At 66.7% G+C, this 15732-nt stretch carries 14 protein-coding genes; 10 read left to right on the forward strand and 4 right to left on the reverse strand.

What is annotated here, in order from left to right:
* The 5 genes from pgaA (at nucleotide 1) to KHN96_RS03615 (ending at nucleotide 7494) form a co-directional block, all read left to right on the forward strand.
* Nucleotides 1-2421, forward strand: a complete 2421-nt coding sequence (gene pgaA / locus KHN96_RS03595; RefSeq protein WP_062738066.1) for a poly-beta-1,6 N-acetyl-D-glucosamine export porin PgaA — start codon at nucleotides 1-3, stop codon at nucleotides 2419-2421.
* Nucleotides 2422-2426: 5 nt separating this feature from the next.
* A complete protein-coding gene (gene pgaB, locus KHN96_RS03600; RefSeq protein WP_373994671.1) occupies nucleotides 2427-4634 on the forward strand; it encodes a poly-beta-1,6-N-acetyl-D-glucosamine N-deacetylase PgaB in 2208 nt (735 codons plus the stop codon).
* A 1-nt stretch (nucleotide 4635) separates the two neighbouring features.
* Entirely contained in the window at nucleotides 4636-5916 is a 1281-nt protein-coding gene (gene pgaC / locus KHN96_RS03605; protein ID WP_045218856.1) for a poly-beta-1,6-N-acetyl-D-glucosamine synthase, read from the forward strand.
* Entirely contained in the window at nucleotides 5913-6884 is a 972-nt protein-coding gene (pgaD, locus tag KHN96_RS03610; RefSeq protein WP_062738068.1) for a poly-beta-1,6-N-acetyl-D-glucosamine biosynthesis protein PgaD, read from the forward strand. The genes pgaC and pgaD overlap by 4 nt, the downstream gene beginning before the upstream one ends.
* Nucleotides 6885-7263: 379 nt before the next feature.
* A complete protein-coding gene (locus tag KHN96_RS03615; protein ID WP_045220324.1) occupies nucleotides 7264-7494 on the forward strand; it encodes a hypothetical protein in 231 nt (76 codons plus the stop codon).
* 272 nt (nucleotides 7495-7766) lie between these two features.
* Here KHN96_RS03615 and KHN96_RS03620 read toward each other — a convergent pair whose 3' ends face one another.
* Nucleotides 7767-8120, reverse strand: a complete 354-nt coding sequence (locus KHN96_RS03620; RefSeq protein ID WP_147282556.1) for a hypothetical protein — start codon at nucleotides 8118-8120, stop codon at nucleotides 7767-7769.
* A gap of 96 nt (nucleotides 8121-8216) precedes the next feature.
* Complete coding sequence (locus KHN96_RS03625) at nucleotides 8217-8852, reverse strand: UdgX family uracil-DNA binding protein (protein WP_062738070.1); 636 nt, start codon at nucleotides 8850-8852, stop codon at nucleotides 8217-8219.
* Nucleotides 8853-8975: 123 nt separating this feature from the next.
* Between KHN96_RS03625 and KHN96_RS03630 the strand changes: the two genes are divergently transcribed.
* Both KHN96_RS03630 and KHN96_RS03635 read left to right on the forward strand, forming a co-directional pair.
* The gene (locus tag KHN96_RS03630) at nucleotides 8976-9551 is read left to right on the forward strand and encodes a hypothetical protein (RefSeq protein WP_045218845.1); all 576 of its coding nucleotides are present in this window, start codon (nucleotides 8976-8978) and stop codon (nucleotides 9549-9551) included.
* Nucleotides 9552-9567: 16 nt separating this feature from the next.
* Nucleotides 9568-10818 (forward strand): phosphatidylserine decarboxylase family protein, encoded by a 1251-nt coding sequence (locus tag KHN96_RS03635; RefSeq protein ID WP_062738071.1) that lies wholly within the window; start codon nucleotides 9568-9570, stop codon nucleotides 10816-10818.
* Nucleotides 10819-10829: 11 nt separating this feature from the next.
* Here the strand turns inward: KHN96_RS03635 and KHN96_RS03640 are convergent, their stop codons facing one another.
* Together KHN96_RS03640 and KHN96_RS03645 are read right to left on the reverse strand one after the other, a co-directional pair.
* Nucleotides 10830-11159 (reverse strand): DUF2322 family protein, encoded by a 330-nt coding sequence (locus tag KHN96_RS03640; RefSeq protein WP_045218842.1) that lies wholly within the window; start codon nucleotides 11157-11159, stop codon nucleotides 10830-10832.
* Nucleotides 11160-11224: 65 nt separating this feature from the next.
* Nucleotides 11225-11623, reverse strand: a complete 399-nt coding sequence (locus tag KHN96_RS03645; RefSeq protein WP_045218840.1) for a DUF1801 domain-containing protein — start codon at nucleotides 11621-11623, stop codon at nucleotides 11225-11227.
* A 450-nt stretch (nucleotides 11624-12073) separates the two neighbouring features.
* Here KHN96_RS03645 and KHN96_RS03650 point away from each other — a divergent pair, with 450 nt between their 5' ends.
* The 3 genes from KHN96_RS03650 to KHN96_RS03660 are packed head-to-tail and all read left to right on the forward strand — an operon-like array spanning nucleotide 12074 to nucleotide 15716.
* Nucleotides 12074-14458 (forward strand): HAMP domain-containing protein, encoded by a 2385-nt coding sequence (locus KHN96_RS03650; protein WP_062738072.1) that lies wholly within the window; start codon nucleotides 12074-12076, stop codon nucleotides 14456-14458.
* Entirely contained in the window at nucleotides 14458-15180 is a 723-nt protein-coding gene (locus KHN96_RS03655) for a methyl-accepting chemotaxis protein (RefSeq protein WP_045218836.1), read from the forward strand. The genes KHN96_RS03650 and KHN96_RS03655 overlap by 1 nt, the downstream gene beginning before the upstream one ends.
* Nucleotides 15177-15716, forward strand: a complete 540-nt coding sequence (locus tag KHN96_RS03660) for a hypothetical protein (RefSeq protein WP_062738251.1) — start codon at nucleotides 15177-15179, stop codon at nucleotides 15714-15716. Before KHN96_RS03655 ends, KHN96_RS03660 begins: the two co-directional genes overlap by 4 nt.
* Nucleotides 15717-15732: the final 16 nt, after the last annotated feature.

Below are 15732 nucleotides of genomic sequence, written 5' to 3' on the forward strand. Positions count from 1 at the left end.
ATGACAAACCACGAGCCCACTCTTTGGAGCCTGCCGGCCGAGCGCACGAGCGCGGCCGCGTCATGGCATCCCCGCCGCTGCGCCATTGCCGCCGCCACCGTTGTGGTGGTCGGCACCGCGCCCCTGTTTGCGCACGCAGCGATCGACGACAGCGCCAACGCGGCCACACGCCGCCTGATCGACGCACAACTGAGCGATGCCGCATCGAGCGGCCCCGCCGCGCTGGCCTCCACCACGGTGATGGCCGGTGACGCAGCCTTGCCCGAGCCGCCGGCCGCGGCCTTGCTGGTGGCGCAGCAGCCCGTGCCGCCGGCCGACGCCCCGGCCACGGCAGCGCCCGCCCCCGCGCAGATGCCTGCCGCCGAGGCAGCACCCGCGCCGTCGCCCACGGTGATCCTGCCGCCGGGCGTGCCGTCTCCGGACGCCGCTGCCGCCGCGCCGGCGGGACGGAGCGCCCAGGGCCCCGGCGTGCTCGAACCGCTGCCCGTATCGCCCGAAGCGGCCAATGCCGCGGCAACCCACGCCGCCGGCAACCCGCCGGACAACGCACCGGCCGGCGCCATGCCGACCGACCGGCAAGCCTTTCACGACGAAGTCATGCGCGAGACCCGCGAGGGTGCCGCCACGCTGGCGCAGGAGCACCTGCGCCAGCATCCGGACTGGTTCACGGAGGCCGAGTCCTGGCATGTCGACCATGCCGCCGCCGCGCAGCGCATCCGCTGGGGGCGCCAGCAGCTGAAGGTCATCAACGGGCCGGAGCGTTTCGTCATCATCGATCAGGCCGTGGCCGAGATCGAGGCGCTGATCAAGAAGGTGCCCGACACGCTCGAGAACGCCGAATTCCGCCAGGCGATCGTCGCCGACGAGGTGGTGGCGCTGGCCTCGCGCGGGCGCATGAAGGATGCCGTCAAGCGTTATGAGGCGATGTCACAGACGGGCAAGATCCCGGCCTACACGCGTGTGGCCGCCGGCGATGCCTATGCGTACCTGGATACGCCCGACAAGGCTGCCGCCGCATACGCCCAGGCGCTCAAGGATGCCGGCCCCGGCGAGATCGAGACGGGCGACGTGCAGGAAGGCCTGTTCTACGCCTACCTCGACACCGGCCGCTTTGAAGACGCCCGCGCGCTGCTCGACAAGATGAAGGCCGACAACCCGGAGTACGTGCGCCTCGCGCCCGAAGCCGGCACGCCCAACCCCGACTACTCGCGCGTCAAGCGGCTGGAAGCACAGTACCTCGTCCTCACGGGCCGCACGCACGAGGGGATTTCCGAGATGGACAAATGGCGGCACGAAGCGCCGTTTGCGGCCTCGCTGGTCAGCGCGCGCGCCGACGGCGCCATGGTGCAGGCCGAGCCGTACCGCTCGCGCGAGATGTACCGGACCGCGCTCGCCGAACACCCGGACGACCTGAGCGTGGTGGCCGGCTACGGCCGTGCATCGCTGGCGGTGGACGACTTGAAGACCGCCAAGGATGTCGCCAGCGGGCTGGACGAACGCTTTCCCGAGAATGGCTCGGTGCGCGCGCTGCGCAAGGACTTGGACGTCTACCAGAGCCCGCAGCTGATCATCCAGTCGACCGCGGACAAGGGCAACTCGGTGTTCGCCAACAACGAGTTTGGCGTGGACACGAAGGCGTACAGCAGCCCGTTTGCCGATCACTACCGGCTGTTCTTCCACAACTTCTCGGGCCGTGCGAATTTTGACGGCACGTCGCAGAGCCGCGTGCGCAATGGCGCGGGCGTGCAGTGGTTCAACACGGGCGTGGAAGTGAACGGCGAGGTGCACCAGTCGGTCGGTTCGGCCGGCAAGACGGGCGGCACGCTCGATGCCACGTGGATCCCGAGCGACCACTGGAAGGTCTCGGGGATGATTACCAACGACGACCTGGAAGTGCCCTACAAGGCGTACCAGGTCGGCGTGACGGGCAAGACGATCAGCGGCAACGTGCGCTACACATGGGACGAGACGCGCTACGCATCGCTCACATATGGCGTGTCGCGCTACACCGACGACAACCTGCGCCAGCGCTGGGGCGCGAATTTCTACCAGCAGGTGTTCGTCTCGCCGCGCCACACGCTCGGCGTGCTGTTTGGCGCAGACACCAGCAGCAACACGATGACGGGCCTGAACTACTTCAGCCCCTCGCGCGACTACAGCGGGCAGGCCACCGCCATCTGGTCGTGGACGCCCTGGCGCTACGCCGACAAGTCGTTCACGCAGCGCGTGTACCTGACGGGCGGCGTCTACAACCAGCAGTCGTTCGGCACCAGCCCGATGTATGAAGCGCGGCTGGAGCACGTCTGGCAGATCAATCGCAAGACGCAGGTCTCTTACGGCATCGGCTATGGCCGCCATCGCTACGACGGCCAGCCCGAGAACCGCAAGTTCCTGTATCTGAACCTCAACATTCCGCTGTGATGCCCATGCAAGCTTTCCGACAACCGTCGCTGCGACGACTCTTCGCCTGGATGGCACTGGCCGTGGCGCTCGCCCTCATGGCTGCGCGCCCGGCCGCCGCCATCCAGGTGGATTTCCTGCCCAAGCCCGACCCGGACGACGGCAAGACCTTCCGCGTGCTGTGCTTTCACGACATCCGCGACAACCTGCGGGCCAGCTTCGAGACGTTGCCCGACGGGTTCGCCGTCGACACCAAGATGCTGACCAACATGTTCAGCTGGATCCAGGCCAACGGCTATCACCCCGTGACGCTGGCCCAGATCGACGCTGCGCGCAACGGCGGCAAGCCGCTGCCAAAGCGGCCCATCCTGCTGACCTTCGACGATGGCTATGAAAGCCACTACACGAAGGTCTTCCCCCTGCTCAAGCAGTTCCGCTTTCCGGCCGTGTTCGGCCTGGTGACGGAGTGGACCAACGCCCCGCCGGGCGCGAAGATCAAGCTGTCGGACAAGCAGATCGTGTCGCGCGACTTCTTCATGAACTGGAACCAGGTGCGTGAGATGCAGGCCTCGGGCCTGGCCGAATTCGCCACGCACACGCACGACATGCACCACGGCACGCTGGGCAACCCGCAGGGCAACGAAATGCCCGCCGCCAGCACGCACGCCTACCTGCCGAAGCTGGGCCGGTATGAAACCGACGAGGAATACCGCAAGCGCGTGCGCTCCGACCTGCAGCGCAGTGTCGACCTCATCGAGAAGAACATCGGCGCCAAGGTGCAGACCGTGGTGTGGCCGTACGGCGCGCACAACCTGATCCTGGACCAGGAAGCCGCCAACGTCGGCCTGAAGTACATGCTCACGCTGGAGCCGGGCCCGAATACGCCGGACGTGCCGCTCACGGCCATCCGCCGCAGCCTGATGGGCTACGACACCAACACGGGCGACCTCGAGCGTTCGCTGCGCGAGCCCGTCACGCACCACGGCGAGATCAACCCCGTGCAGCGTGTCGTGCAGGTCGACATGGATTACATCTACGACCCGGACCCGAAGCAGCAGGAAGCCAACCTCGGCAAGCTGATCGACCGCATCAAGGACCTCGCCCCGCGCGTGGTCTACCTGCAGGCCTTTGCCGACCCGAAGGGCAACGGCGCGGTGGATGCCGTGTACTTCCCGAACCGCCACATGCCGATGCGCGCAGACCTGTTCTCGCGCGTGTCGTGGCAGCTGAAGACGCGTGCGAAGGTGGAGGTGTATGCGTGGCTGCCGTTGCTGTCTTTCAAGCTGCCGGAGAAGGAACCCGCGGCCACGCACTTCGTGCAGTCGGTGCCGGGCGCACCGCAGCGGCCGGGCACGGTCAAGCCGCCGCGCCTGTCGCCGTTCGATCCGGAAGCGCGCAAGGTGATCCGCGACATCTATGAAGACCTGGCCAAGAACTCGATCATCGACGGCGTGCTGTTCCACGACGATGGCGTGCTCGACGACTACGAAGATGCCAGCCCCGCCGCGCTGAAGGCCTACGAGGCCATGGGCCTGCCCGGCGACATCAACCAGATCCGCCAGTCGCCCGAGCTGATGCAGAAGTGGACGCGCGCCAAGACCAAGGCACTGATCGATTTCTCGCACGAGCTGATCACCGTGGCGCAGGGCTACCAGAACGGCCGCGACATGCTGACCGCGCGCAACATCTTCGCCAGCCCCGTGCTGGACCCGAAGGCCGAGGAGTGGACCGCGCAGAACTTTGACGACTTCCTGCACGCCTACGACTACGTGGCGCTCGAAGCCATGCCGTACATGGAAGAAGCGAAGGACCCGAAGGACTGGATGAAGAAGCTGACCGCCGCCGTGGCCAAGCACAAGGACGGCCTGAAGAAGACCATCTTCGAGCTGCAGGCCGTGGACTGGCGCAACCAGGACAAGCCGATCCCGACGACCGTGCTGCGCGATCAGATGCGCCAGCTGCGTGCCGCCGGTGCGCTCAACTACGGCTACTACCCCGACGACTTCATCGCCGGCCGGCCAGACACCGAGGTGCTGCGCGAGGTGATGTCGCTCAAGACCTACATCGAAACGCGCAAGGCGCAGCCGAGCGCCGAGAAGCTCAACGGCGCGGTGCCGGTGCTGCAGCCCGGCCAGTCCCCCGACGGCGCGCAGGACCGCAAGCCGGCGGTCACGGAGGCGGCCAACCCGCCGGCAGGCCCCAGCACCAGCACCAGCAACAAGGCGGGAGGCTGACATGTTCGACCCCCTTCTGGTCAAGCGCTGGATCTCCGGCTTCGTCTTCTACTACCCGTTCTTCATGTCGTATTTCTGGATGATCGGCGGGTTGCTGCACTACTTCCTGCTCGAGCGCGGGACGAGCCACGTGCGGCACCCCCTGGCGCTGCTGGGGGTAAAGAGCTACCCCAAGGTGTCGATCATCGTGCCGTGCTACAACGAAGAGGCCAATGTGCGCGAGGTGATCAGCCACCTGGCGCGCATGCGGTATCCGAACTACGACATCATCGCCGTGAACGACGGCAGCTCCGACCGCACCGGCGAGCGGCTGAACGAACTGGCGGCGCAGTACCCGCAGTTGGTCGTGATCCACCAGTCGTCCAACCAGGGCAAGGCCATTGGGCTGACCACCGCCGCGCAGGTGACCGATGCCGAGTACCTGATGTGCATCGACGGCGATTCGATCCTCGACGTGGACGCCATCGCCTGGATGATCCGCCACCTGATCGACAACCCGACCGTGGGCGCCGTCACCGGCAACCCGCGCATCCGCACGCGCTCCACGCTGCTGGGTCGCATGCAGGTGGGCGAGTTCTCGTCGATCGTGGGGCTCATCAAGCGGACGCAGCAGGTGTACGGCCGGCTGCTGACGGTGTCGGGCGTAGTGGTGATGTTCCGCAAGCACGCCATCGAGGAGGTGGGCTACTGGAGCAATGACATGCTCACCGAAGACATCGACATCAGCTGGAAGCTGCAGGTGGGCGGCTGGATCATCCGCTACGAGCCGCGCGCGCTGTCGTGGATCCTGATGCCCGAGACTTTCCGCGGCCTGTACAAGCAGCGTTTGCGCTGGGCCAAGGGCGGCATCCAGGCGCTCATCAAGTACGCCCCCGCCATGCTGAGCCTGCGGCAGTCGATGATGTGGCCGATCTTCTTCGAGTACGCGCTGTCGGTCGTGTGGGCCTACAACATGTTGTTCGTCATCACATGGTCGGTGCTGGGCCTGGTTGTCGACATGCCGCCGGAGTGGCGCATGGAAGCCTTCCCGCGCTGGCACGGCACGTTGCTGTTCATCACGTGCGTGCTGCAGCTGCTGATCGGCTGCTTCATCGACCGCCGCTACGACGACGGCATCCTGCGCTACTTCATCGATACCGTCTGGTACCCGGTCGCGTTCTGGATCCTGAACCTCATCACCACCGTGGTCGGCTTTCCGGCCGTCGCCTTTCAGCGCCAGCGTGCCCGCGCGCGCTGGACAAGCCCTGACCGGGGCATACAACAACAGGGGAATTCGCCATGACCATGCTCGTCATTGATGTCTCGCGCAACTCGATCCGGCAGTCGTTTTCCGACAAGGGGATCGTCGGCACGCTGCACCACGTGCTGTGGTTCCGCATCTTCCGGCCGATCCTGGTGATCTCGATCTGGGGGCTGCTGGGGCTGTACGTCGGGTACTCCATCAGCAGCGTGGGCCCGAGCGGCCTGCCGTTCGAGCAGTTGCGCATGTACGGCAACATCATTGCCGGCATGGGCGGGGTGCTCGTGGTGTGGATGATCCTGTCGCGGCTCGACCGCACCATCCGCCGCAAGATCGCGCGCACCAAGCCGCCGGCGCTCACCCCGAGCGCAGCGGCCTCGCGCGCTGCCATGCAGGCACGCAAGCCGGCCTGGCAACGTCCGCACAACACGCGCCTGCTCGTGGTCGACCACGACGACGACGGCGACATCACGCACGTGCGGACGTGGCAGGAGTGGACCGGCCGCCCGGCGCCGGCAGGCACCGCCACACCGCCGCAGCCGTTCGTGCGCAGCCCGGAATACGACCCCGAGGAGCCCGTGCTCGCCTCCAAGGCGATCGTCGTGCCCGAGAGCGGCGACCGTGCCGAGCCGTCTTTGGCCCGCACCGAGGCTCCGCAGCCGCGCGACGTGGCCCCGTCCGCAGACACCGTCACGGCCGATGCGGCGGGCTTCCATCGGTTCGGCTATCGCGGCCGGCTCGGCCGCAGCGACTGGGTGGAGCCCGAGGCCCCTGCGCCGCATGGCCTGCGCCCCGGCATGGCACGCCACTACGGCAGCGTGACAGCCGTCGTGCACGGGCACGCGGCGGCACTGGCGGCAGATCGCGTGACCGAGCACCACCGTGCGCTGCATGCCTTCGGGGTGCACGCGCAGCTCGAAGACCCCTATGCGCGCCTGCCCCGCGCCGAGCGCATCGACACCCTGCATGGGTTCGGCCGCCGAGGCAACGTCGTCGCCGACGACGTCTGACCGCGGGCAACGCCATCTCCGTGCGCTCCGGTGAGTGACCACCGGAGCGCTTTTCTTTTGGCAAACGTTCTAACGCGAACGGGGGAGGGCGAGATTTTCCTGCGACGCACACGTCGCGCAATCGTTGTTGCACATGCGCCCGGCTGCACGGCAAACGTATGTTGCCGCCGTGGCTCGCGCGCAGGTCAAAGATCGCGCCGGAAAGCGCCGAATTGGCGCCTTGAATGGCATGGCGGCTGTGCCTATGCTGGCTTCTCCTGCAAGCCGCCCATGCCCTCTCTCGATGTATCCGGCAGCCCTTGCAGTGCTCATGGTGTCAGTGAACCAAGCCCACCGTCGCGGCGGCGTGCCGTGGCCCACAAACAAGCTGGAGTCAACTGTGCTGAGTCCCCATGAATTTGCCGTGCTGCTTCTCGTCAACGACGGCGTCGCCTCGGACGACCTTGACCGCGCCGATATGGAAGCGCTGATCGAGCAAGAGCTCGTCACGTTGGAGCGCCGCGGCCCGGACCGCTGTTATGCCCGTGTGACTCTGCAGGGCTATGCGTTTCTGAAGGCTTCGGGCCATGGACGACCGGCGCCGCGCCGCGTGGCGGCTGCGCCGCATTGAGCCCGCCCTGTCATCCGCCCCCGATGCCCTGAATGACCTTGCCGGTGCCCTCGCACGTGGGGCACGGCACGTCGCCGCGCCGGCCGGTGCCATTGCAATCCGGGCAGACGGCTTCGCCGGTGCCGGGAGTGCCGGGCCTGGCTTGATCGCCGGGGGCGGGCTTCGCTGCGGGCGTGGAGTGTTCGTTCGCCATATGCGCTCCTGGATCCGTTGAGGCGGCGCGCGTACTGGCAGACGTACGCACGCTGTGGCAAGCGCCTGTGCGCTTCGCTTCAGGGCTGCGTGGCCGGAATGTTCGGCGGGCTCGCGGGCGGACGTTCACGCCCCTGCGGGCTGCCGCCCGTCGATTGGTCCTTCACCACGTTGCCGTGCTTGTCCTGATGCGAGCTTGAACCCGTGCGCGGCACGTACTCGCCGGAGGGCTTGGTCCCGATGCGGCTGCGGTTGCGGCTGGCGTCGCGGCCCACGGGGTTGTCGGTGCGGCTGGTGCTGCCGCTAGCCGTGGTGCTGTCCGATGTCACCGATGTCCCCTTGCCGCTGCCCGACTGCGCCCCTGTGGCCTGTGCAAAGGCGTTGGTGCTGACGACCGCCGCCGCCATCGCCGCGGCAACGCAGAGTGACCGCACGATGACGCCTCGCGCGCGATGTTGTCGTGATGGCCTGGTCATGATCGCTCCTGATGGTGTGTCCGCCATGGCGACGCAACTCGCGCGCCCGCGCCGCTACTTGTCCGAGGCCAGCGTGCGTGCGTGCTTGAGCGCGGCGACGATGTCGGCATAAGCGCGCTCCCGGGTGGCCGTATCGGGCGCCCGCAGTGCATAGGACGGATGCCACGTCGCGAGCACCATGCGGCCCGCGTGACGCGAGACCTTGCTGAAGTGCTCCTGCAGCCGCGCATGCGCATCGTCGAGCAGCGCCTTCAGGGCCGTTGCGCCCAGCGCCACGACCACGGCGGGCTGCTCCTGTTCGAGTTCACGCTCGAGCCAGTACATGCACGCTTGCACCTCGCGCTGCCCCGGTGTCTTGTGCAGGCGGCGCTTGCCGCGCAACTCCCATTTGAAATGCTTGACCGCGTTGGTGATGAACACGTCGTCGCGCGGGATGCCGGCGTCGGCCAGCGCCCGGTCGAGCAGCTTGCCGGCGGGCCCGACAAACGGCTTTCCGGCCAGGTCTTCGCCGTCGCCGGGCTGCTCGCCGACAAGCATGATGCGTGCACGCCGCTTGCCTTCGCCAGGGACGGCCTGCGTGGCACGCCGCCACAGGTCGCAGCGCCGGCATGCATCGAGCGATTCGGGTTGCTGGGTCGGGTCCGTCTCGTCCGGCGGGCCGGCAGGGGAAGGGGGCTTCGGTGTCTTCATCGGGAACGCCTTGCAGGATGCGCAGCGCCCAGCAAGCGGGATGCCGCGGCGCAGGCGTGGAACGGACGTTGCGTCGTCGCACAGGTCGATCACAGGCTGGGCCGGCGTGCCGTTGGAGACGCGATGCAGCAGCTCTTCGAGTTGTACCTGATGTATTTCCTGATCCCGCTGTGGGTGGTCGCGGGCGTGGCCGACTGGTGCTGCCATCGCGCCACGCACATCGAGAAGACGGCCGGCGCCAAGGAGTCGGTGCTGCATCTGCTCATGCTCGCCGAGATGGGCGTGCCGGTGCTGGCTGCGCTGTTCCTGCACGTCAACGCGCTCGTGCTGGTGATCATGGCCGTGGCCTACGTGGTGCACGAAGCCACGGCGCTCTGGGATGTCAGCTATGCCGTTTCGCGCCGCAACGTCACGCCGTTCGAGCAGCACGTGCACAGCTTCCTCGAGATGATCCCGCTCATGGCGCTGTCGGTGCTGGCGCTGCTGCATTGGGACGAGGTGCTGGGGCTGTTTGGCGTGGGGTCGGCCACGCCCGACTTCAGTCTGCGCCTGAAGGATCCGCCGCTGCCCTGGGCTTACGTGGGCGGTGTGCTGGCCGTGTTCGTGCTGCTGGAACTCGTGCCGTACGCCGAAGAACTGGTGCGATGCCTGCGCCAGCGCCGGCCTGCGACCGCAGCGGCCGAACGGCACCGGGTTTGAAAAAAAGGAGCTCAACTTGAATGCAACATCGAATGGCCCGCAGGACCGCCGCCGCCGGCTGGGCGACTGGCTGCCCGAGGGCGAAGACAAACTTGCCGCGTTTCGCTGCGAACTCGTGGAGCAGGCGTTATCCCGCCGGACCACGACGCCGGCCGTCTCCGCCGTACGCGCGCTGGCAAGCCTGATCGACCGCGAACCGGCGCTGCGCATGCACATGGCCCGCGCGATCGACGAGGCTCGGGACCGCGGCTACGTGCTCGGCTATCGGGACACCCGCGAACTGCTCCTTGCCATCGATCACGTCGTGACCACGGCGCCGCGGTTCAATGAATCGAGCATGGTGGTGTGTCCGATCAATGCGCTGCTCGACTGGCCGATATGCATGCCTTCCGGTTACGCGCTGTTCCGCGACCGGCGCATGAACGACGCGCTCAAGGCCGTGCTCAACGGCTGGAGCGCCTTCCTCAGCGGGCCGCATTCGCGCGCCTACCTGAACACGCATGCGCCCGACGGCTGGTTCTGCCCCGAAGCGACGCGGCGTGTCGGCATGGACCAGTTTCTGTGCGACCCGACGCAGCCGTACTGGGGCTTTGCCTCGTGGAACGATTTCTTCACGCGGCGCTTCCGTGCCGGCATGCGTCCGGTGGCGGGCGAGGACGACCCCAAACTCGTCGTCAGCGCGTGCGAGGCCGCGCCGTACAACATCACGCGCAATGCGCGCTACGAAGATACGTTCTGGATCAAGGCGCAGCCGTATTCGCTGCGCGACATCTTCGGGCCGGGCAAGGCGAACCTGGCGGAGACCTTTGCCGGCGGGAGCGTCTATCAGGCATTCCTGAGCGCGTACAACTACCACCGCTGGCACGCGCCCGTCGGCGGCACGATCGTCGATACGTATCACGTGGAAGGCACGTACTACTCGTGCGTGGAATCGGAGGGCGCCGATCCGGAGGGACTGAACGATTCGCAGGGTTACAGCGCCGCGGTGGCCGCGCGCGCCGTCATCACGATCGCCTGCGATGACCCGGGCATGGGCACCGTGGCGTGCGTGTTCATCGGCATGGGCGAGGTGTCGTCCTGCATGATCGACGTCACGCCCGGCCAGCGCGTGCGCAAGGGCGAGGAGCTCGGCTTCTTCCAGTACGGCGGGTCGACGTACTGCCTCTTCTTCGAGCCCGACGTCATCGAGTCGTTTCTGGTGGAGCCGCCGCCCGCGGGCAGCGGCGAGCCGGTCAAGGTGAACGCTGCACTCGCGCGGGCACGCTAGCAGCAGCGGCGTCAGGCCTTGACGACGTGGATGCGCAGGGCCGGTGCACCCGCCGCGATGGCGAGCAGGCGGTCGACGTTCGGGTGCGCGCCCGGGCGGTTTCGCGCGTCGGCGGTGTGCTCGGCAAACACGGCCAGTCCGTGCTCGGCTGCCTGCGCGTCGAGCTGGCCGAACGTCTGCTGCAGGTAGTGATACACCGCGAGCGACCCCTGCTTGCCGGGCTTGTTCTCGATGTCGGCCACCACGGCGCCCTGGCCGTCGATCAGATCGATGCGCTCGATGCCGTCAATGGCGGGCAGCTGGGCGAGGTTGTCCTTGAAGACGGGGGTGGGCTGGATCACTGCAATGGCTCCGTTGGTTGATCAGGCGGGCCGTATGTTAGCGGCTCGGCCCGGCCAACGCGAGCCTAGCGGCGGGTCTTGGACTGGTTGACCGCAACGGCCGCCAGGATGAGCGCCTTCAGCGCCTTCTCGTTGACCTTGTCGCCCTCCCGGAAGTCGATCGCGCGGCGCGCATTGCCTTCCAGGCTCGCATTGAACAGGCCCGCCGGGTCCGGCACGGACGCGCCCTTCGGAAACGTCATCTTCACCGCCTGCTTGTAGACCTCGCCGGTGCAGATGATGCCGTCGTGCGACCACACGGGCACGCTCCATTTCCATTCTTCGACCACCTCCGGGTCGGCCGCATGGATGAGCGCACGCAGGCGGGCAAGCATCGCCCCGCGCCAGTCGCCGAGCTCCGCGATGCGGGCATCGATCAATTCGGATGCGGGCACGGCGCTGTCGGGCGCGCTGTTCTTGGTCATGACGCTGGCTCCGTAATGGATGTATCCGCAGAGCATTCTGGCAGGAACGCAGCCGGGCGGCCACTGTGCGCGTCTGCGCCGCGCCCGCGTGCAGCCGCCGGTTTCTCCGGAATGGGAAACCTGAGAAATGCCTTTTTGCTGGATTTGAAATTCCAGCAATAAAAATCGAGCTTAAAAAGCCGCGCACTTTTAACGGCGGCAACGCGAGAAACTTTAGCTGCTTGCTGAAATTCCCCACGTGAGTAGGGTGCAAGCACCGGTTTGCCGCCAAGCCAAGCACGGTAAGGATGTCGGTATGCAATGCCTGCGCATTGCAATAGCCGGATGATGAATATGGCAGTCATCGATTGGTCATCTTTCGACTTCAATAATTGCGCCTCCGATGTTCAGGAAATCAACGGGCGTGTACCTCGCTTTCAGGCGGGGCGATTGAATCGAGAGAATTGAAAAATGACTATTCGTCAGCGGATTACGTTGCTGGTCGTGCTGATGTTCATTGCACTGGCGGCCATTGGCGGCTATGCCGTCTACCAGACGCGCAGCGGCGCCGCAGAGGTGCGCAAGGTGACCGAGGGCGTGGTGCCGAGTGCGCTGGCATCGGCCGATCTGGTGGCGCTCGTCAAGGACGTGCAACTGGCCACGATGACGCTCGTGTATGCGCCCGACGGCAACATCGTTGCGCAGGCCCGGGACGATCTGCAGGCCAAGGAGGCCGCGCTGCGCGCTGCGTTGCAGGTGCAGGCCACACGCGCCAACAGCCATGCCCAGGCAGGCCTGGTTGCACAGGCCAAGGAAGCCGTCGACAGCTATGTCGAGGCAATCGGGCAGACCACCGACATGAAGCTCGCGGGCAAGAACGAGTTGGCGCAGGCCTTCCTGTTTGCCAACGTGGCGAGCTACCGCGACGTGCTGGAGAAGATCGTCGAGACGCTGCGCATCGAGAAGAACCGCGAGAAGGACGCAGCCATCACCGTGCTCAACGGCAAGCTCGCCACCACGGCCACTGCCATTGGCGCGGTGAGCGGCATTGCCATCGTGGTGCTGACGGCCATCGGCATGCTGCTGTACCGGCAGATCACCCGGCCGCTGACGCGCATGCAGGCCGAGATGAGCGAGATCGCCGCCAGCCAGGATTTCACGCGCCGTGTGCCTGTGGGCCGCATGGATGAAATCGGCCATTCGGTCGTCGCATTCAACCGGATGATCGAGAAGATCCAGGAGAACGCCGCGCTGCTCAAGCAGAAGACGGCCGATATCCAGGCGATGCTGCAGAACATGCAACAGGGCATCCTGACCGTGGTGGGCAGCGGCACGGTGCACGAGGAGTACTCCATCTATCTCGAATCGATCTTCGAGACGCAGGACATTGCCGGGCGCAGCCTCATGGCGCTCGTCTTTGCCGACACCAACCTCGGCCCCGATGCGCTGTCGCAGGTGGAGGCGGCCGTGGACGCGTGCCTGGGGCAGGACATCATCAACTTCGCGTTCAACCAGCACTTGCTGGCCACCGAAGTCGAGAAGCGCATGCCCGATGGCCGTGTGAAGACGCTCGACCTGTCGTGGTCGGCCATTACCGACGACAGCGACACGATCCTGCGCCTGATGCTGTGCGTGCGCGACGTGACCGAACTGCGCAAGCTGGCCGCTGAAGCGAGCGAGCAGCGCCGCAACCTGGAGATCATCGGCGAGATCCTCGCGGTCAGCCAGGAGAAGTTCCAGCACTTCATCGAGAGCTCCACGAGCTTCGTGCACGAGAACGAGCGCATCATCCGCCAGTACTCGCAGGCCGACAGCGCCGCCATTGCCGCGCTCTTCCGCAACATGCACACCATCAAGGGCAACGCGCGCACGTACAACCTGCAGTACTTGACCAACGTGGTGCACGAAACGGAGCAGACCTACCATGCGCTGCGCGAGCCGGGCAGCGAGCACGCGTGGGACCAGGATTGGCTGATGGCGGAGCTGACGCGCGTGCGCGAGGCCATCGAGAACTACGCACGCATCAACGAGGTGAAGCTCGGCCGCAAGTCGGAACCGGCACACGGCGCGGCCGCACACGCCGCACCAGCGGTCCTGGCGCGCATTCACGAGAGCCTGCGGGCACTGGAAGCGGCCAACCCGGCCAGCCTCGATGAACTGGCCGCCATGCGCGAGACGGTGTACCAGCAATTGCGCCTGGCAGACAGCGAGACTCTTGGCGAGTTGCTGGGCAGCACGCTGCAGTCGCTGCCCTCGCTTGCGCGCGAGCTTGGCAAGGAGCCCGTCCGCGTGCGCATCGACGACAACGGTTACCGCATGCGGACCGCGGCGCGCGGCGTGTTGCAGAACGTGTTCACCCATCTGCTGCGCAACGCCGTCGACCACGGCATCGAAACCGCCGACGTGCGCATGGCACAAGGCAAGCCCGCCGCCGGCTCCCTCGACATCGAGGTGGGCGTCGACCGGGGCATGCTGCAGATCACGCTGTGCGACGACGGCCGCGGCCTTGCACTCGATCGCATCCGCGCGATTGCCGTGGAGCGCGGCTGGATCGGACCGGACGATCGGCCCAGCGACGAAGACATCGCGCAGTACATCTTCCGCCCGGGGTTCTCCACGGCCGACGAGGTGACGGCTGTGTCGGGCCGGGGGGTCGGCATGGACGCGGTGCAGGAATTCCTGCGCCGCGAGCAGGGCCGCATCGAGTTGCGTTTCACCGACGACCGCAGGGGCGCGGCATTCCGCCCGTTCCAGATGGTCATCTGCCTGCCCGAGCGATTGGCGGTGGACAGCGTGCATGCCGCCGTTGGCCCGGCCGGTGCCACGCGTGTGGCCGAGGATCAGGAAGCATCGTGATGGAATCGACCATGCTGGCCGCGCTGGCGGCGGGGATCGTGCTGGGCGCGGTGACGTGGTTCGTGCAGCAGCGTCGCGTGAACGCGCTGGCGAGCAGCTTGCGCGATGCGCAGCAGCAGGCCTCCGAGTTGTCGGAAGCCGTCGCCAGGCAAACCGCCATCGCGCAGCGGCACGCGAACGAGGTTGCCGCGCTGGAGACCTCCGTCGCGCAGATGCGCGATGCCGCGGCAGACCAGCTGGAAGTCATCGAGCAGTTGCGCACGGAGCTGCAGTCGGCCGCGCACGCCAAGTCGCAGTTGGCCGACCGCGCCCGACGGATTGCGCAGGAGGCAGCGCGCCTGCGCGGCCTGGCGCTCACGTTCGAGCGCTGGCACGAGCAGATGATTTCGCTGATGGAGCAGAACCACGACATGCATGCCAAGAACCAGGAGCTGCAGTCGATCGTGCGGCACGTGGTGATCGTGTCGCTCAATGCGTCCATCGAGGCCGCGCGTGCGGGCCAGGCGGGGCGCGGCTTTGCCGTAGTCGCCAGCGAGGTCCGCACGCTGGCGGCGCGCTCGGAGGAACTCTCGAAGAGCTACCGCGACAGCCTGCACCTGAACGACCTCACCACCACCGCCACGTTCCAGGACATCCAGGCGGGCGGCAAGATGATCACCGCATCGCTGTCGAGCGTCGAGGCGCTGGCCAGCGCGTTTGAATCGTGGACGGACCGCACGTGATCGGCACCAACGCACAGGACAGCCTGGACCGCATCTTCCGCAAGGCGGCGCGCACGCGGCTCGTACTGCACGCAGAGGACGCATGCAGCGTGGCCGTGGCCGCCGCCTCGGATGACGATGCCGTTGCAGGCGAGCAGGCCGTCCTGCTGACCATCTCGTCGGTGGCGTTCCGGTTGCTGCTGGTGCTGCGCTTCGATGCATCGGAGCCCACGCGCCGGTACTTCGCCGGCGAAGGCAACGGGCGCCCGTTTGACGAAGCGTGCATGGAGATCGCCAACCTGTGCTGCGGCGCGATCAACCAGGAGCTGCTGCAGGCGTTTCCGGACCTCGGCATGTCGACGCCGTATGCGGTGAGTGCGCGTTGCGTGTCGTATCTCGATGTGCTCAAACCCGGCTATGTAGCGTCGTATGCGGTCACCATCAACGGCGACGTGCGCGTGGCGGCGACCGTTTGCGTGTGCGCGCATGCACCGCTCGATTTCGTGGCCGAGGTACGTGACGAGGTGCAGCCCAGCGGCGAGCTGGAACTGTTCTGACGAAAAAGGAGAGAAG

Source organism: Ralstonia mannitolilytica, from assembly GCF_905397375.1.
GTDB classification, from domain to species: Bacteria; Pseudomonadota; Gammaproteobacteria; order Burkholderiales; family Burkholderiaceae; genus Ralstonia; species Ralstonia mannitolilytica.